Origin of the sequence: Bifidobacterium sp. H6bp9, assembly GCF_032193695.1 — a bacterium.
GTDB classification, from domain to species: Bacteria; Actinomycetota; Actinomycetes; order Actinomycetales; family Bifidobacteriaceae; genus Bombiscardovia; species Bombiscardovia kimbladii.
On record NZ_JASTZY010000001.1, the window covers coordinates 650,127 to 668,380 of the forward strand.

At 59.3% G+C, this 18,254-nt stretch carries 11 protein-coding genes, 1 other RNA gene and 2 pseudogenes; 4 read left to right on the forward strand and 10 right to left on the reverse strand.

Features of this window, described 5'->3' with window-relative positions:
- Window positions 1-67: 67 nt before the first annotated feature.
- Complete coding sequence (gene ptsP, locus QRX40_RS02730; protein ID WP_313836368.1) at window positions 68-1,717, reverse strand: phosphoenolpyruvate--protein phosphotransferase; 1,650 nt, start codon at window positions 1,715-1,717, stop codon at window positions 68-70.
- 233 nt (window positions 1,718-1,950) lie between these two features.
- Between ptsP and QRX40_RS02735 the strand changes: the two genes are divergently transcribed.
- Entirely contained in the window at window positions 1,951-2,217 is a 267-nt protein-coding gene (locus QRX40_RS02735; protein WP_024626952.1) for an HPr family phosphocarrier protein, read from the forward strand.
- A 52-nt stretch (window positions 2,218-2,269) separates the two neighbouring features.
- Entirely contained in the window at window positions 2,270-3,328 is a 1,059-nt protein-coding gene (locus tag QRX40_RS02740; RefSeq protein WP_313836114.1) for a LacI family DNA-binding transcriptional regulator, read from the forward strand.
- A gap of 19 nt (window positions 3,329-3,347) precedes the next feature.
- On the opposite strand, the gene QRX40_RS02745 is transcribed toward QRX40_RS02740, so the two are convergent.
- From QRX40_RS02745 to QRX40_RS02760, 4 genes and pseudogenes are all read right to left on the reverse strand, one after another.
- The gene (locus QRX40_RS02745) at window positions 3,348-4,508 is read right to left on the reverse strand and encodes a DNA polymerase III subunit delta' (protein ID WP_313836115.1); all 1,161 of its coding nucleotides are present in this window, start codon (window positions 4,506-4,508) and stop codon (window positions 3,348-3,350) included.
- Window positions 4,509-4,798: 290 nt separating this feature from the next.
- Window positions 4,799-5,458: pseudogene (gene tmk, locus QRX40_RS02750) on the reverse strand (dTMP kinase); the annotation flags it as partial.
- Complete coding sequence (gene topA / locus QRX40_RS02755; RefSeq protein WP_313836117.1) at window positions 5,455-8,301, reverse strand: type I DNA topoisomerase; 2,847 nt, start codon at window positions 8,299-8,301, stop codon at window positions 5,455-5,457. The gene topA and the pseudogene tmk, both read right to left, overlap by 4 nt.
- A 148-nt stretch (window positions 8,302-8,449) precedes the next feature.
- Window positions 8,450-9,469 (reverse strand): phosphatase PAP2 family protein, encoded by a 1,020-nt coding sequence (locus tag QRX40_RS02760; RefSeq protein WP_313836119.1) that lies wholly within the window; start codon window positions 9,467-9,469, stop codon window positions 8,450-8,452.
- Between the two features lie 409 nt (window positions 9,470-9,878).
- Between QRX40_RS02760 and QRX40_RS02765 the strand changes: the two genes are divergently transcribed.
- Window positions 9,879-12,161 carry a zinc-ribbon domain-containing protein gene (locus QRX40_RS02765; RefSeq protein WP_313836121.1) on the forward strand — a complete coding sequence of 761 codons (2,283 nt, stop codon included), beginning with the start codon at window positions 9,879-9,881 and terminating at the stop codon, window positions 12,159-12,161.
- An 89-nt stretch (window positions 12,162-12,250) separates the two neighbouring features.
- On the opposite strand, the gene QRX40_RS02770 is transcribed toward QRX40_RS02765, so the two are convergent.
- From QRX40_RS02770 to ffs, 4 genes and pseudogenes are all read right to left on the reverse strand, one after another.
- Window positions 12,251-13,723: a hypothetical protein gene (locus QRX40_RS02770; RefSeq protein ID WP_313836123.1), complete on the reverse strand. Its 1,473-nt coding sequence runs from the start codon at window positions 13,721-13,723 to the stop codon at window positions 12,251-12,253.
- A gap of 6 nt (window positions 13,724-13,729) precedes the next feature.
- A pseudogene (locus tag QRX40_RS08750) lies at window positions 13,730-13,792 on the reverse strand (zinc-ribbon domain-containing protein); the annotation flags it as partial.
- Between the two features lie 48 nt (window positions 13,793-13,840).
- Entirely contained in the window at window positions 13,841-15,031 is a 1,191-nt protein-coding gene (locus QRX40_RS02775; RefSeq protein ID WP_313836125.1) for a DUF6574 domain-containing protein, read from the reverse strand.
- 227 nt (window positions 15,032-15,258) lie between these two features.
- Window positions 15,259-15,349: signal recognition particle sRNA small type (gene ffs / locus QRX40_RS02780), an RNA gene on the reverse strand.
- A gap of 236 nt (window positions 15,350-15,585) precedes the next feature.
- Between ffs and glf the strand changes: the two genes are divergently transcribed.
- A complete protein-coding gene (glf, locus tag QRX40_RS02785) occupies window positions 15,586-16,764 on the forward strand; it encodes a UDP-galactopyranose mutase (RefSeq protein WP_313836127.1) in 1,179 nt (392 codons plus the stop codon).
- 251 nt (window positions 16,765-17,015) lie between these two features.
- Here the strand turns inward: glf and QRX40_RS02790 are convergent, their stop codons facing one another.
- Window positions 17,016-18,158, reverse strand: a complete 1,143-nt coding sequence (locus QRX40_RS02790) for an inositol-3-phosphate synthase (protein ID WP_313836128.1) — start codon at window positions 18,156-18,158, stop codon at window positions 17,016-17,018.
- Window positions 18,159-18,254: the final 96 nt, after the last annotated feature.

Genomic DNA, 18,254 nt, shown 5'->3' on the forward strand with positions numbered 1-18,254 from the left:
TGCTCGTGCTGTTTGACTTGCTCGATTGCACCGGATCCGGTGGATTCGCATGGATCCGGCCGGCTGCTCACCACCCCTGGGGATGATAGAACTCACCGTCCAGAGCCCTGGCGGCCAGCGCCTTGGCCTCGTCCATGGTGTGCTTGGCCAGTTCGGCGCGGACATCATCCAGGGCGACCGGGGTCATGGACAGGCTGGTCACGCCGATGCCGGCCAAAACTACGGCCAGGTCCGGATCGGCAGCAGCCTCGCCGCAGACTCCGACAGGCATGTTATTGGCCTGACCGGCATCAGCGATGAGCTTGATGGCCCTGAGGACGGCAGGATGCCAGGCGGTCTGATAGGAGGCGACCGAACCCAGCGTGCGGTCGGCGGCCAGCGTGTACTGGGTCAGGTCGTTGGTGCCGATGCTGACGAAGTCGGCCACCTTGGCCACCTTGTCGGCCATCAAGGCAATCGAGGGAACCTCGGCCATGACGCCTACGCGCTTGAGCCCCTTGCTCTTGCCCAGACGGACGAAGTAGTCGGCCTCGTGCTCGTCGGCAACCATGGGCGCCATGACCCACAGGTCGGCATCGGTCTCGGCATCGGCCCGGGCCAAGGCCTCCAGCTGGTCCTCCAGGACCTGGCTGTGGACCTTGAGCGTGCGCAGACCACGCAGCCCCAGGGCGGGATTGGGCTCGTCGGCCTGGGTCAGGAAGGGAAGAGGCTTGTCGGCGCCGGCATCCAGCAGGCGGATGACCACCTTACGGCCAGGGAAACGTTCAAGAAGAGCACGGTAGGCCTTGGCCTGCTCCTCGACGCCGGGCGCTTGCTCGTTGCCCAGGAAGAGGAACTCCGAGCGGAAGAGTCCAACGCCCTCGGCTCCATACTCCAGGGCCGGATCAGCATCCGCGGGCTTGCCGACATTGGCCAGGAGAGGGATCTTGGCTCCATCCTTGAGCTGGCCGGGACGGCCTCGCAAAGCCTTGGCCTGATCCGCTTCACGACGGGCCTGCTCAGCCTTCTCGATCTGTTCCTGGGTGGGGTCGGCCGTCACCTTGCCGGCCGCGGCATCAACGATGACCGTCTGTCCGTCGGACAGGCCAGCGGCATCCTGGGCGCCCACGACGGCGACGATTCCCCGGGACCTGGCCAGGATGGCGGTGTGGCTGGTCGGACCGCCCTCGATGGTGACGATGGCCAGCACCTTGGTCATGTCCAAGCTGGAGGTGTCGGCCGGAGACAGGTCAGGGGCGACCAGGACGAATGGCTTGTCGCTTTCCGGCACGCCCGGGGCCGGCACGCCGAGCAGATTGGCGATGACACGCTGGCCCACGTCATGCAGATCGTTGGCCCGCTCCCCCATGTAGCCGCCGATGGCCTGGAGCTTGCCTTCGAAGTCGGCGAAAGCCTCATAGACGGATCGCTCGGCGGTTTTGCCACCATCCAGCAGGGATCGGATCGAAGTCTTCAGGGCCGGATCCTGGGCCATCTGTGCCAGAGCAGTCAGTATCGGAGCGGCATCCTTGGCCCCCTGCCCGTCCTGGGCAGCCTTGGCGCGCGCAAGCAGATCCTTGTTGACCGATGCCAGAGCGGATTCGACCCTGCCGAATTCAGCATCCGCTGTCAGGTTCTCAGGCCTAGCCTCATCCCCGGGCACATCCAGTCCGGCCGCCATATGGATGACCGGGCCAACGGCAACGCCGCGGCCAATGCCCACGCCTTGGATCTCCATGTCGCACTCCTTAGTGCCTGCCCACTGCGTGTAGGCCGCCCCTGAGGCGAACTGAGCAACGGCAGTGGAAACGTTCTTTAAGCAACGATGTTCAGTATACACAAATTCATTTGTTTTTCAACGGTAATCGTTTTCTGTAATTCCTTTTTGACAGTGGTAAGATAACCAGCGTATTCATCACTCGACATGCCGGTTCAACAAGACCGGCCATATCTTCAGGAGAGCTGGTCATCATGGCAACAGCACAACGTTCCACCGTCATCACCGACCCGGTAGGCATTCACGCCAGGCCCGCTTCGGAATTCTCGCAGGCCGCCGCATCCAGCGGATGCAAGGTCACCATAGCCAAGGGCGAAGGCAATCCCGTGGACGCCGGCAGCATTCTGATGGTCATGAGCCTGGGCATCGCCAAGGGCGACAAGGTCACCGTGACCGTCGACGGCGATGATGCCGAGTCCGTGGCCGATTCCTTGGTCACCAAGCTAACCCAGGCCGAGTAACGCCACCGCCAGCCGCAGCCGACATCCGTGGAGAGGACCTTCGAGGGAACCAATGGGAAACACGGCGGACAATAAGCCTTCCATTGCCAACGTCGCAGCTCTGGCCGGAGTTTCGACGGCGACTGTGTCCCGCGTCCTTTCCGGCCATAGACGCAAGAATGACGACATCAGCCGCCGGGTCAGGGCTGCGGCTGAGAAGCTCAACTATTCGGCCAACTTTGCTGCCAGCGCGCTCCGCTCGGACCGTAGCAGAACCATAGGGTTGGTTCTGTGCGGCACCTCCGCAGGCCTAGACGGGTCCATCCTGGATCTGCTCAGCAGAAGGCTGACCGAACAGGGCCGCTACCTGCTGGTCATATCCGTCAGGGGCGACCAGGAGCGCGAGGCGGCCATCAGGTCCATGGCGGCCCGACAGGTCGAAGGAATCATCCTCGTTCCTTCGCTGGACGACGATCCGGTCGGCATGCCCGCCGACCTGCCATCCGGGCTGCCCATCGTTCAGGTCGGCGGCAGACCGGTCTCCTACCACACCAGCTGGGTCGGCACGGACCAGGCCGCCTCCATGCGGCTGATCATCGCCCACCTGGCAGAACAGAACGCGCACGCTGTGGCCTATCTGAGCCGCGAACTCAGCACCAGCGCTGCCACCGAGCTCTTCACGACCTTCTCCACCCTGACCAACACCTTGGGAATGACTCCTCAGCCGGACTGGGTCCAGTTCGGCCCATGCAGCATGCAGCGCGGCCACGACGTCGTCATAACCATGCTCAGCGAGGGAAACGACCGTCCCGATGCCATCATCTGCGGGGACGACTCGCTGGCTCTGGGCGCTCTGATGGCCTGCAACCAACTGGGCTTCCGGGTTCCCGACCAAGTCAAGGTGGCCGCCTTCGTGGACAGCCCGGCCTGCCTGGTCAGCAGTCCGACCTTGACCGCAGTCAAGACCCCCCTGGAGGGCATCGTCCAGGAGGCCCTGCGGCTGATCGACGCCAAGGGACAGTCCATTCTGCCATCCCACGTGGCTCTGCCGCCGGCACTGGAGTGCAGGGAATCGACCTGGTCGCCAAGGATCGGCAGCAGCGACATGACCTCGCCAGGCACTTTCGCCTGATGAACCCTTGGGTTTGCACTCAGACCAGCAGGGTGCAGAAAAGAGCCTCGAAGTCCAGGAGCGGCGAACCGTTGGCAGCCAGCCTCCTGCGAGTCCGGGCGATCAGCTGAATGCGGTCGATAGCCCCCTGCCTGGAGAGTCTGACGGACAGATCGGCAATTGCCGCCCGATTCTCCAGATTGACCAAGCCGGCCTTCTCCTCGGCACCGTTCTGCAGGACGCCCACATCACGGTAGACGCTGGCCAGGGTGCTCAGATTGCGGTCCAGCACATCCCGGGTCAGCCTGGTGACCCGCCGACGGACCTGATCCTTGCCCCCCAAGGCATGGTAGGCCCCGCGCAGCTGCCGGGGAATGCGCTCCTTGTCCCTGAGCCCGTTGATCTGCCGAAACTCCCGCTCGTCCCTGGCCACCTCGTCGTCTACGGTGGCAGTGGCCTGATCACGGGCCGCATCAACCACCCGACCAGCCAGGACCACGGCATCCGAGGCACGCCGCAGACCCAGCAGACCTACCACCAGCTCATCACGGTCGGCCAGAACCTGATCCTTGGTGGCATAGAGACGGGCGATGCCAATGTGTCCCTGAGCCAAACGGGCGGCCTTGGCGGCCAGAGGCCGGTCCACGCCCACCTGATCGGTCAGGAAATCGGCCACAGCGGTGTTGGACGGCACCGCCAGGTTGAGCACCCTGGTCCGCGAGCGGATGGTGGGCAGCACATCCTGGGCGCTGGGTGCACATAGGAGCCAGATAGTGTGCTCAGCCGGCTCCTCGATCTCCTTGAGCAGCACATTGGTGGTCCGCTCCAGCATCCGGTCCACGTCTTCGATGATGATGACCCGCCAGCGCGAGGTTGAAGGCATCTGCTCCGAGGTCATGATCAGCTCCCTGACCTCGTTGATGCCGATAGTGACCTTGTTGGTGGACAGTATGGTCACATCCGGATGGGTTCCTGCCAGGACCTGCTGAGTGACGCGGATGGGTTGGTCGCTCAGGCCCTGATCCGGACTGATCAGGGCCGCCGCGAAAGCCCGGGCCAGATTGGAGCGTCCTGATCCAGGAGGGCCGCAGATCAGCCAGGACTGCGCCACCTCGTCATGACCCTGCGCCTGAGCGGCCACCGTCCGCTTGAGCAGATCGACCGTGGGCTGCTGGCCCACAATGGCATCCCAGACGCTCATCGGGTCTTCCGCAGCAGGCGGGACCGGAGCAGCCAGCGAGCCGGGGAATCCGCAGGAATCGAATCGTCGTCAGCATCCCCGCCGACTGTGCCCGCCTCCATGGACTGGTCGTCCTGGCCTGGATCAGCCTCCGATATCTGATCGGACGCATCCGCAGCCTCAGTCCAGTCCGACTCGGCATCCTGCTCATCGTCCTCGTATCCTGCAGCCGATTCATCATCGTCGACATCGTCCTGAGCATCTTCATTCTCATCGTCGACCTGCGGCAGATCCGGCTCGCGTCCTTCGACCAACTTGTCCAAATCATCTTGGATGATCTGCCAGACTTGGTCGATGGGCTGGGTAGCGTCGATAACCAGGAACCGGTCGGGCTCATTGTGAGCCAGCTGCAGAAATGCCTGACGCACATGCTGCTGGAAGTCGTCGCCAGCCGACTCCAGACGATCAGGCTCATGATTCAGACGCGACTTGGACTGAGACGGATCCGCATCCAGCAGGTAGGTGCGCTTGGGCAGCAAACCCTGACTGGCCCACAGGCTCAGCCGACGGATCACATCCGCCGACAGATCACGGCCTCCGGCCTGATAGGCCACTGAGGAATCCAGGTACCGGTCGCAGAGCACAATGTCTCCTCGCTCCAGAGCCGGGCGCACCACCTGGGCCACATGCTCGGCACGATCCGCTGCATAGAGCAGGGCCTCGGTCCTAGGGGCCAGATCGTCGGAGGCATCAACCACGTCGGTACCCCCGGTCACGGCAACAGAAGGAAAGGCGGCCAAGCCGTGCAGAACGAGTTCCCGGATGGTCAATCCGACCGGGGTGCCGCCTGGTTCACGGGTGACTTGGGACCGCAGGCCGCACTCCTGCAGATAATCGTGTGCTCGTTGGACCTGGGTAGTCTTGCCTGCCCCGTCCACACCCTCGAAGGAAATGAACAAACCATCACTCATGCCTGATGCTCCGTAGTCTTGGAAGTCTTGGTGGCCTTGGCCTTCTTTGTGGTTTTGCGGGTGCGAGCGGCCGACTTGCGGGCAGTAGACTTTCGTGCGGTCGACTTGCGAGTGGTGCGGCCGCGCCGCTTGGCGGGTCCGGCCGCGCGCTTCTCTGCCAGCAGTCGGAAGGCCACCTCCGGTTCGATGGACTGGGCCGTGTACTGCTTGGGCAGGGTCCTGTTGGTCTGCCCGTCGGTGATGTAGACGCCGTAGAATCCGTCCTTGATGGTGACGGGCTTGCCGCTGTCAGGGTCCGTACCCAGCTCACGAAGAGGAGGCTTGGCCGCGCTCCGGGAACGCCGTCCGTACTTGGGCTGATCGAAGAGGGCCTTGGCCCCGGACTGGTCAATGGTGAAAATCTGGTCCTCGTCGGTCAGCGAACGCGTTTCGGTTCCGCCGTCGGCCTTGGTGGCCGTCAGGTAGGGACCATAGCGGCCGTTGCTGGCTGTGACTGTGGCCTGGCTGGTTGCTCCAGTCTTGGCATCGGTCAGCTCGATGCTGCCCACCGTCCTGGGCAGGCTGAGCAGCTTCAGGGCATCCTGCAGGGTGACCGTGTCCGGATCCATGGTTTTGAAGAGCGAGGCCATCTTGGGCTTGGGACCTGTTCGCTTGGCCGTCCTTGCAGTCTTAGTGGCAGGCTTCTTCTGTTCGGCCGCATCCTCTTCGGGGCTGATCAGGGCCACATAGGGCCCGAATCGGCCCTTGCGCACCTCGACCCGACCGCCGGTCTCCGGATCTTTGCCCAGCTGACGAGGACCGCCTGCGTTGGCTGCAATCAGCTCATGGCCCGCTGCCACAGTCAGCTCGTCCGGAGCCATCGTTGGCGGCAAAGAGGCACGCTTGGGATTGCCATCGGCATCCAGGTCAGCCGTATCCTCAAGATAGGGGCCGTAGCGGCCGACCCTCACCTGCAGGCCATCGCCTATCTCAATGGTGTTGATCTTTCGGGCGTCGATGTCTCCCAACTGGGCCACCTGCTCCTGCAAACCCTGATGAGCCTGATCAGCGTTCTGAGCGGCGCCCGGGCCAGAGCCAAAGTAGAACCGGGTCAGCCAGTCCTTGCCCCGCTCCTTGCCATGGGCAATCATATCCAGGCCGTTCTCCATCTGTGCCGTGAACTGGTAGTCCACGTACTTGGGGAAATTGGTCTCCAGCAGCCTGACCACTGAAAAGGCCAGCCAAGAGGGGATCAGCGCGCGACCGCGCTCGTAGACGTATCCGCGATCGATGATGGTCGAGATGATGCTGGCATAGGTGGAAGGCCTGCCGATCTCCTTGGCCTCCAGGGTCTTGACCAGGGAGGCCTCGGTGTAGCGGGCCGGCGGCTGTGTCTCATGACCCTCAGGCTCAAGGGCAGCAGCACGAAGCACGTCGCCCTTCTGGACCGGAGGCAGGGTTGAATCCCCATCGGTTTGTTCGGAGCCCGAACCCATGGCCTTAAGGAAGCCAGGGAACTTGATGACGGTGCCTGAAGCCTGGAAGAGGGCTGTGCCCTCCTTGCCCGCCGGCGCCGACAGGCGGATGGTGGCTGTGGATCCGGTGGCGTCGGCCATCTGTGAAGCCAAGGTGCGGCGCCAGATCAGGGTGTAGAGCTTGAGCTGGTCAGGGGCCAGACGGTCGGCCAGCTCCTGGGGCCTGTGGAAGGTGGAACCGGCTGGCCGGATGCATTCGTGGGCCTCCTGGGCGCCGGCGGTCTTGGTTACATACTGCTTGGACTCGGCCGACAGATATTCGGCCCCGTACTCGCGTTCGACCCCCTTGCGAGCAGCGGCAATGGCCTCCTGGGAGAGGGTGACCGAATCGGTACGCATATAGGTGATGAACCCGTTCTCATAGAGCCCCTGGGCAGCGCGCATGGTGGCCCGGGAACTCATGCCCAGCCGGTTGCCTGCCGTCTGCTGCAGGGTAGACGTAGTGAAGGGGGGCTGGGGGCGCCGCCGGTAGGGCTTGGTCTCCATACCCGTCACCGTGAAGTCCTGATTTTTCAGCGTCTCAGCCAGGCTTCGGGCGTGCTGCTCATCCAGCTGCAGGACCTGCTCCTTGGCTGCAGCCTGCGTCAGCTGGCCCTTGGAGGTGAAGTCCTTGGAGACCGCCAGCCGCTGCTCCCCCAGGCTGATCATCCGCGCCTGAAAACCGCCCGATGATGACGATTCCCCTGCATCCTCCTGCACCAGGCGCGCCATCAGGTCCCAGTAGGAGGCCTTGACAAAGGCCATGCGCTCACGCTCGCGCTCCACAATCAGCCGAGTCGCCACAGACTGGACACGCCCTGCGCTCAGCCCCGGACCCACCTTGCGCCAGAGCACCGGTGAAAGTTCATAGCCATAGAGCCGATCCAGAACCCTGCGGGTCTCCTGGGCATCCACCATGTGGGCATCCACGTCCCTGGTGTGCTTGAGAGAATTCTTGATGGCCTCTGGCGTGATCTCATGAAAGACCATGCGCTTTACCGGCACCTTGGGTTTAAGGGTCTGGACCAGGTGCCAGGCGATGGCCTCCCCCTCCCGATCCTCATCAGTGGCCAGATAGAGCTCGTCGGCGTTCTTCAGCGCCTTCTTGAGCTCGGACACCGTGTGCTTCTTCTTATCGTCCACGATGTAGTAGGGCTTGAAGCCATCGTTCACGTCCACGCCGAACTTGCCATAGGCCTTCTTCTGGGAGGCCGGGATCTGCGATGGCTGGGCCAGGTCGCGGATATGGCCCACCGAGGCCATGACCGTGTAGCCCTTGCCCAGGTACCCGCCGATCTTCTTTGCCTTGGTTGGCGACTCAACAATGACGAGCTTATTGCCGGATGCCATGGCCTCTCCTTATATTGTGGTCTTTCGCACGCCATCTTACTCACGAGGTTCCGTCACCATGCAAATCAAGAGGTCATGTGCACGGGTGTGGATCCCTGGGGTCGACAGTGGATGAATCAAAGACGTTCGGTACGCTCAGAGACTGTCTTCAGTCATTTTGGGGAGGAGCCGGAGGCCGACCGACAAGGCCCATCCTGGTCAGAGGCGAGGCCGTGATCTGCCTCAGCGCCAGAACCAGTCCCAGGGTCAGCGACAGAAGTGAAGCCATCAGTATGACGGCCGAGCAATGAACCCCGTAGGCCGCCCACCGAGCGCCGATCTCCAGACCAGGGCTGACCTGCCAAATGACATACCAGGCATAGAGAATCCCCAGGAACCCTGCCACCAGCATCAAGGTGGCGACAATCTGGATCGAAGCCGAGGACATCCTGGTTCCAGGAACGTCCATCCCGGTGCCACGAGTGACGGCCAGAGCAATGAGGCAGAGACCGACCGGAATAAGCACGCCCATGACCACGTCTGAGGGGCGGTGCCAGCCTCCCTGCACCAACGAGCAGCCCACAGACAGGTCAAAGGCAAACCCCACCAAGGCGACCGGAGCCCTCCAAACACGCGGCACCACACAGAGCAGAGCCAGCACCACCGCCAAAGCCAGGATGGTGTGCCCTGAGGGGGCCGAATTGGCTGTGGAGGCCTGAGAATGGATCAGCACCGGGCGAGGCAGGAAGCGCTTGAGAATGCGCGCCGCCCCGTAGACCACCAGAGCATAAACGGCAACCTGGCCGAGCAGCCACCACCGGCGCCTGACCAGAACAACCACCAGGGCTGCAAGGCCCAGCACCACGCAGATCACCGCAGTCACATAAGGCATGGCGAACACTCCCAGATAAGCCTTGACAAGAGGCGCCTGGTCAAGAAAACCGCGGAAGTTGGTCAGGGCCATGTCGTCATAGGTCTGCCCGGCAACAGTCCACACAGACGCCCACCAGACCAAAGCCGCCAGACCCAGGAAGACTAGGCCGGCGACCAGGCACAGAACCAGGGCTGAAATCCGAGGGCGAGACGTCAAAGGATCCCGGTCAGCATGACTGTCGGCCGTTTCAGTTTGCTCATTCGGATCCCGGTACCAGGTTTCCTGTGCTTCGCCCTGCTTGTGCTTGTTGGTCATACCTCAAGACTCTATCCAACCCCTGGGCCGACAGCCGACACCTCGTCCGACGAACGCGTTGTTTTCACGACTTCAACCAGCTCAGGCAGAACAACCATGAGAAGCTCCCACACACCCACACCAGAGGCCACTTACCCTTGCTGCATTACGCCACGTGGAAGTGAAACACTGCGATACGCAGGACGACTCAGTCTGCCATTGAAAACACAGAATCCTCAATAATCATCAATATAGACACCTGCAACACCTTCGACCTGGGCCATCCGCTAGCATAAAGGCAGAAGGGTTACCGCGAACTTACGGCTAATCACCAACCAGGTCGGACGCGAGACGTAAACGGTTCCAGCATCATCTTTGAAAGAGATGAATAACTGAACTGCTGCGGAAGCGGGGAGAAGGGAAGAAGAGGATGAAATACTGTACCCAATGCGGGGCGGCCAACGAGGACGACGATCAGTTTTGTAACCAATGCGGACAACCGCTTGATGCAGCTGTAAAAACTGATGACCAATCCCCCGACCAAATCAAGGACACCGAACAGACCGATAGACGCCAGCCCAGCGAAGATGAATCAGATCAATCAGCGAGCGACACAGGTGCCTCCGACACAGCCGAAGCCTCTGCCGTTAATACTGAGTCTAGAGACTCAAACCAGGCGACCGATGCAATTGAGGTCAACAAAACCGGTAGAAAACCAGGCGATACGGAAGCCGTCCCCCTATCCGTCCTCCCTGGACAAGGCTCAGCATCAGGCTCAGCCCCTGCCAGCGTAGTTGCCTCCCGTAAGCGACTTTACATCCTGATAGCAGCTTTTGTAGCGCTGGTTCTAGTAATCACGTGCGGTTTTGTTGCTTACCGGCAGCTGTCACCCAGAGCCATGCCCCATGTGCAGGCCAAGACTGCCGCAGAAGCCGTCGAACAACTCAAGAAGGCCGGCATTCCCGCTAAGACCCAACTCCAATTCAGCTCCAAACGCAAGGGCTCCTTCATCCGCCTGTCTGGCGCTGACAGGTCCGGCCATCTGCCCAAGAATACTCACGTCACCGTCACTGAATCCGCTGGTCCTGGCGTACCCAAAGGCACCATCGGACAAAGCAAAGCCAAGGCTGTGCAAACGCTCAAAACCATGGAGGTGCCTCTCACGGTGGCTGACGTTGTCTCATCCAAGACCGATGTCGGCCAGGTCGCAGCATCCTCCCCGTCCGACGGACAGCCCGTGCTCGACCCCAAAGACGGCATCCATGTGGGCATTGCCACTGACAAGGCAGGCATCCCCATCGAGATCGCCGGCATGGACAAGGACCAGGCTCAGAGCCAGCTGGAAGCCAAAGGCTATAGCATCACCATGCAGCCCCGCTTCTCCAGTCAGAAGAACCTAGGCAAGATCGTCGGCGCCAACCCTTCCATCGGCCAACCCACCGACACCAAAACCGCCACACTCTACTACGGCGTAGATGCCAGCAAAAAACTCGATGTGCTCGCTAGAAGAGACGACAAATTCGCAGAATCCGTTTACATTCTCGACAAAGAGGAAAACTTGGCTGGACAATACTGCACTGAAGACGGCGACTGTCTGAACTTGGACGCAGTCAGCAAAGATGAGGCCGGTAGTCAATTCGGCTTTTCATCGCAGTATTTAAAAGTGCGCGGCGAAACTATCCCAGACGGAAATTGGCGTGATTACTTGAGCCTGTGCACCTTCTCTCAAGACCCATCCGGCTGCATTCCCTCCAATACCGACCTGTACGAAGGGGCAGGATACATGAAGAACCACCTGATCTCCGGACAGAGCGGAGCCTTCGAACTCTACGCAGGCGCCGGCTTGCCCAACTGCGGTACCATGCCTGTTGACGCTGCCTCTTGCGACAACGGCACTCCCAAATTTGTGCCCTTGGGCGAAGACCCGGGATTCAAAAACTCCGGGTTGAAGTGGAAGGCCAAGGACTTTTTCGTCTATATGCCGGTAGGCGCTAAGCTCGACCAACTAGATTCGGACGAATACTTCGCGGGCAGGTCCAATTTCAAGCCGGATGCCGACCGCCCCTACCTGATCAAGCGCGACAACAGCAAGTATCCAGACCGCTCAGCCGATGGCAACAGGAACAAGAACCCCTATGCGCCCACCCAGTACGGCAAAGCCGAGCCATTCCAAGAAGCTCCGAACAAGAGGAACGTCTACTACCTAGTGGAAAATCCAATCAATTGGAAAGCCATAGGTGGTAACACCGTAACCCAAGGCGTGGCATCGAATTCCGGCAACAAGGCCAGCCAAGACTTTCATGCCTTGGCAGGCAAGTGGCTTTGGGCTGAATCCGGCGATGGTTCTCTGATCAGTAGAATGACCATCCAGTCAGATGGCAGTTTTACTGGCATGACTTTTGAGCGTACCGACCGGCCCAAATTCATGGATGGCAACACCGATAACTACAGCGGCCGTTTCTCCAAAATTACCAATAATTCGGATGGCACCAAGACTTTGACTCTGGACCCCAAGTCGATCAAGGGTGTTTCGGATTCCTTGCGCGAATGGTCAGGCCTGACGAAGACGACCTATACTTTCGTGCCCGCTGGGCAGGCAATACCGAACATGGATGAAAAAATGCAGGCTGCTGTGGCGAATTGTTGCGGGGCCCAACCCCCTGATGACGCAATCATAGCAAAGGGCATCATCTTCGTGAAAGATAACAACTGAGCCCTTGGCTGACAGGCCATGGAAATAGAAGGAGTTCCCGTCTTCGTCAATGCAGCGATGGCGGGAACTCCTTACAGTTTATCGGCTAATCAGTAGTAGTTTTTGCCGGAATCGTCAATCTTAACGGCCAGTTCACCATCTTTGATCACGAACGTGCCGGTCAGGTAATCTGATGCAGAAGATTTGCTATCCTCCCAGTCGGAGTCTGAATCAAAACGATATTGGTAAGTGATATTGGTCTGAATCAAGCTGGTTTTAAACTCGCCATTGCTCAAATCCAACTCACTCAAAGAAGGCTGACTACTGACAGTCCGTTTGATATTGGTATAACTTAGACTGCCATAATCCTCAAAAGTACCGTTGGAGAAGGAACAGCCAGTCTTACTCGTTTCTGTGGAGGCCGTGCAGTCATTGATACGTTGCTGGACCTTGTCCAGGATCCCTTTTTCTAATGCATCAGTGGCCTGAGGAGCGATGTAAGCGACCTTACTGGGATTATCGAGCTTAACCGGCTGAGCTTGGATGTACTTGGAACTAGGCAGCCCCACCTTGGCCACACCTGGATAGGCCGGCAAGGTGTATTGATCCATTGAACTGTATTGCATTTCGTCGCTGCTGTCAGATGATGAAGAGTCAGAGGGAGGAGTGACGACCTCTTTGTTCATACCAGCTTCTGCCAGCTTGACATTGATGCCGTTAACCACGAGACTGTCCACTGTCTTTGGCGCAGCCACCTTGATGGTGGTGGTCAAGGGTGTCGCGATCTTCCAGGAGTCGAAAATCAAAAATTGCTTGCCAGAGGCCTGTATATCTAGCACCTTATTCTGCTTGACACCATTGACTGTGTAGGAAATTTGCACCTGATAGCCAGAGCCTCGTGGATTTCGGACCAGAGGACCAACCTCGACGTTCTTGATGCGCGAATCTGCATCCTTGGCATAGTCGTTTGTCAGCAGGATGCGTGAGTCGTTGGCCACGCCAGGATCAACCAATTTATTGGCACGCTTGTAATTGCCACTGGATACGGCGGAGACGTACGTGTTGATCTGCTCTGAAGGCGTGAAGATCATATTCTTGAGTATAAAATATGCGCCGATCAGAATGACCGCCACACCAATGAGGATGCCCCAGATGATGAGAGTCTTTCGCTGCACCTTACGTGTGACCGGAACGGCGATCGGTTGCTCCATTGATGCCGTGACATTTGGTAGGGCCTGTGTTTGAAACTGGGAATCAACCACAGTTGAGGGCCCAGAATCGGCGGCCATATACTGCTCGATCTGCGAAAGAGTTGCAGTAGGCTGCTCCTTGTCCGCCATATCATCAGTATCTGCTGTGCCTGAGGAGACGGGCTGAGACTGAGCATCATTTTCGTCGGAAGACTCCGAATCCTCAGAAGCAGGCTTCGCCTCCTTGGAAGAATCGTCTGCATCGGTATCAGCATCTGCCTTAGAAGCCTCTTCACTGGCGGGATCAAGAGTAGATGTTGAGACGCTTTCCTTACCGTTCGCTTTTTCACCATCAGAATCCAGAGTCGTAACTTGATCGTCTGCCGACGTCATCAGGTGTCCACACGACGTGCAGAACTGGGCGTCAGGCTCATTCTTAGCGCCGCAATTTATGCAAAACATAATCGCCCTAGCCTTTCTGCGTTGTTCTTCTGCTTGTCACGACTGTTGTCAGACCAAGGAGAAGATGGCGCTCATGAAGGCCTCACCAGCAATGCTTATGAAGATAATCATCACCAGCAAGAAGATGAGGAAGGCGACAACCATGAAAATGAGCCAAAGCCAGAAGGAATCCAGTTTGTGAGTATTCCTGGATGTAGCAATCAGATAGGAGGGAACCGCGGACATGAAGCCGACGCTGAATAGGAAAATGACACCTGCCACGACCGAAGCACCTACCAGAGAAAGCAGAACCAAGACCAGGTGGAGGATCGCGAAAGGAATAATAATCTGTGCGAACGCGTCATGTGCCTGTCGAAAACCGTCAGGGTCACCATATATTTTCTTGCCTATAAATATAGACAGGGTCATGACGTAGAGCACAAAAGCCACAGCAATGAAGCCTCGGAAGAAGAACCCAAAGTTACCCGAAGAACCAGATGAAGCTGACGAGGACGAATAGCCTAATATCGATGTCACAGGGCTAAAAGCATGCGATACAGCAGAGACCGTCCGCGATTCCCAAATCGTAACCAACAGAGAAATGATCATAGCTTCTACAAATATGGGTATGCATGCGTACCAGGCTGGCTTGATCATACGTAAGCTGGGCTTCTTCAAGGCAGCAAGCAGCCAGTTGAAGAAGAGTCTGGACTGTGTAGGTACAGTCTGCTGAACCGGGGCCATGCCAGGAGCTGCGCCAGGCATAGGCTGTTGGAGAGGCGGCTGGTTAGGCTGGGTGGCCTGAGCTTGTTGGAACTGCTGGGTCGGTTGGGTTGGCTGCGCCTGCGGGAACGGCTGTGTCGGCTGCCCAGCAGAATAGCGGGCATCTGGAGAAGGTTGTCCCAGTGGCGATTGCGATTGTACATTGATGTTCTGTAGTGGCTGAGCGCCCGGTACTGGCGTCGGATGGACACCAGAGGTAGGACCAGGCTGACCTGATTGCTCAGCCGGGTTAGAGACCGGCTGGGGAAGACCAGAAGAAGGATTATTTGGCACGCCAGCATCAGTGGTCAGTCCCTCCTTGGGCTGAGTCTCCGTCTGCTCGCCAGGCTTTTGCTGAGCCTCCGATTGCTCAGTCGAATTTGTAGTAGCACCCGGGGCAGGTGCATCCTGCTCCTGCTTCGCAAAGGACTTGCCGCACTTTCTGCAGAATTTTGCGCTATCCGGATTTTCGGCCTGGCATGAAGTACATTTCTTCATGATTCGTCACTCTCCTCTGATTTCCCCTCCCCAGGCTGCTAATCAGCCTAGAGCAAACTCTTCATTATTCAATCACAGGATGTAAACATCAAACAAGAAAAGCTCAACTACCGAGCGTGGGATGAGAGCTGGGAATAGGACTCAATCGGTAGCATCGCTCGTGCACACACACGCACGAATTCCTGGTGCGACACCTAGATAATTACCCCATCCGGCGAACATCTATGAAAAAACTCCCACGCACCCGCCAGAGGCCACTTACCCTTGCTGCATTCCTGCCCTGGGGGGATTGGGTGACATAACGCCACGTGAGAGCAAGTCACCATGATAGCAGACAGGCTCCACTTGTCCACTAAAAGGCACCGAACCCTCCGTGCCAGGTGCGCATTCAGTTGACATCACCGCCCGCCGTTTCCCCAACCAGGCCCGTCCGCTAGCATGTAAACAACAGGATCGCCGTACTCCAGCGGTTGATCAAGGATCATGCCGGACCCTGACAACAGACAATAGGCACCCCGGCATCACAGCGACAAGGGATGGATGGCTGAAGACGAATGGCTGACATGGATGCTGATTTGGTGATTGTAGGCGCTGGCTTGTTTGGCCTGACCGTGGCCCAGCAGGCGGTCGAGCACAGTGGAGCCCGGGTGCGGATCATCGACGTGCGCGACCACATCGGCGGCAACGCTTACTCCTACATGGACGAGGAGACCGGGGCCGAAATCCACAAGTACGGTGCACACCTCTTCCACACCTCCAACCGCAAGGTCTGGGAGTACGTCAATCGCTTCACCGAGTTCACCGACTACACCCATCGGGTCTACACCACCCACAAGGGCGAGGTCTACCCCCTACCCATCAACCTGGGCACCATCAACCAGTTCTTCCACGCCCACTACACCCCCCAGCAGGCCAGGGATTTGATTCGTCAACAGGCCGGCGAATTGGCCGGGACCGACCCGGGCAACCTGAACGATCAGGGGATCAGCCTGATCGGCCGCCCCCTCTATGAGGCCTTCATCAAAAACTACACGGCCAAGCAGTGGCAGACCGACCCCTCACAGCTGCCCGCCTCCATCATCAAGCGACTGCCGGTGCGATTCAACTATGACAACCACTACTTCAAAGACACATGGGAGGGCCTGCCCAAGGACGGCTATACCGCCTGGTTCGAGAGGATGATCGACGATCCCCGCATCCAGGTGAGCCTGAAAACCGACTTCTTCGACAACTCCCAGCCCTGGAACCGGGATGCTCTGGCAGGACAGGTCCCCGTGGTCTACACCGGCCCGGTCGACCGCTACTTCGACTACCGCCTGGGCGAGCTCAAATGGCGGACCGTGGACTTCAAGGAGCGCCGCTATGACGAGGACGACCACTTCGGCTGCCCGGTCATGAACTTCTCCGATCCCGACGTGCCCTACACCCGCGCCATCGAGTTCAAGAACTTCAACCCCGAACGCTACGACCGGCAGAACCATGAGCGCACCGTGGTCTGGGAGGAATACAGCCGATTCGCCGGCAAGGGTGACGAACCCTACTACCCCATCAACACGGGCGACGACCGCGCCCTCTACACCCAGTACAAGCAGCTGGCAGCCCAACAGCCGAAGGTGGTCTTCGGCGGCCGCTTGGGTACCTACGCCTACTACGACATGCACCAGGTCATCAATTCAGCTCTGGATGCCTGGGACAAGCGGATCGCTCCCCTGGTAGGCCATACCAAGGACTGAAACCCTGATTGCACTCCTGACGATCTTCCAGGGGCAATTCAGAGGGAATCATTGAAGGGAGTCTGAGACTGAAGAACTCGGCGCCAGGTTGAACCAGCAAATCCGAAGCCGCTGTTCCGTTCAGAATACAAGGAGGCCGGCCGCCTATGAAAAGCGACCGGCCTCTTTCCAGACCAAGCATCTACTATTCATGCCTTCGGGACGACCTTGGAAGAGGCGCCCCAGACATCAATCAGGCGGAATCCGCAGGCTCAGGCGTGCCAGACGTCCTTGCCGTTCTCCTTGGCGGCCTTGACATCGGCATCCAGGGCGCTCTCGTCGCCCTCCACCTTGCCGGCGATGTAATCCTCGACCAGCTGGCGGGCCTCGTTGTCCTCATGCTGGACAGCGGGGGACTTCATGAAGTAGGAGCTGGGTGCCAGCACCGGGCCGGCCAGGTGGCGGTCCAGGGCGATCTTGGCGGCACGCAGGGCATCGATGACGATGCCGGCCGAGTTGGGCGAATCCCAGACCTCCAGCTTGTACTCCAGATTCAGCGGGACATCGCCGAAGGTGGTGCCCTCCAGGCGCACGAAGGCCAGCTTGCGGTCATCCAGCCAGGCCACATAGTCGGAGGGACCGATGTGGACGTTGTGGGGATCCATATCGTGAGGAACGATGGAGGTGACCGCACGGGTCTTGGAAACCTTCTTGGACTCCAGGCGGGAGCGCTGCAGCATGTTCATGAAGTCCATGTTGCCGCCCACGTTCAGCTGGTAGGTGCGATCCAGACGCACGCCGCGGTCCTCAAAGAGGCGGGCCATGACGCGGTGCGTGATGGTGGCGCCCACCTGGCTCTTGATGTCGTCGCCCACGATGGGCAGGCCGGCATCGCGGAACTTCTGGGCCCACTCGGGGTCGGAGGCGATGAAGACAGGCAGGCAGTTGACGAAGGCGCACCCGGCCTCGATGGCGGCGGTGGCGTAGGCCTTGTCGGCCTGCTCGGAGCCGACGGGCAGGTAGGAGACCAGCACGTCGACCTTCTTGTCACGCAGAACCTGGGCCACGTCCACGGGCTCGGCGTCCGACTCGGTGATCATCTTGCTGTAGTACTCGCCCAGTCCATCGCCGGTCGGCCCGCGCAGGACCTCCACGTCCTTATTGGGAACGTCGCAGAACTTGTAGGTGTTGTTCTGCGAGGCGAAAATGGCCTCGCTCAGGTCTTTGCCGACCTTGAGGGAATCCACGTCGAAGGCGGTCACGAACTCCACGTCACGAATGCGGTAGCCCCCGAAGTTGGCGTGCATGATGCCGGGGATCTTGTCATCATCCTTGGCGTCCTTGTAATATTCGACTCCCTGTACCAGCGAGGAAGCGCAGTTGCCCACGCCCGCTATAGCTACACGGATGCTCATACAAACTCCTCTGATTTACTGAGTTATTTCCAACCTAAGCATACCTTCTCCCGGTGGATTGCATCGTGGAATGGAGCCTCATATGCGCGCCAGCCG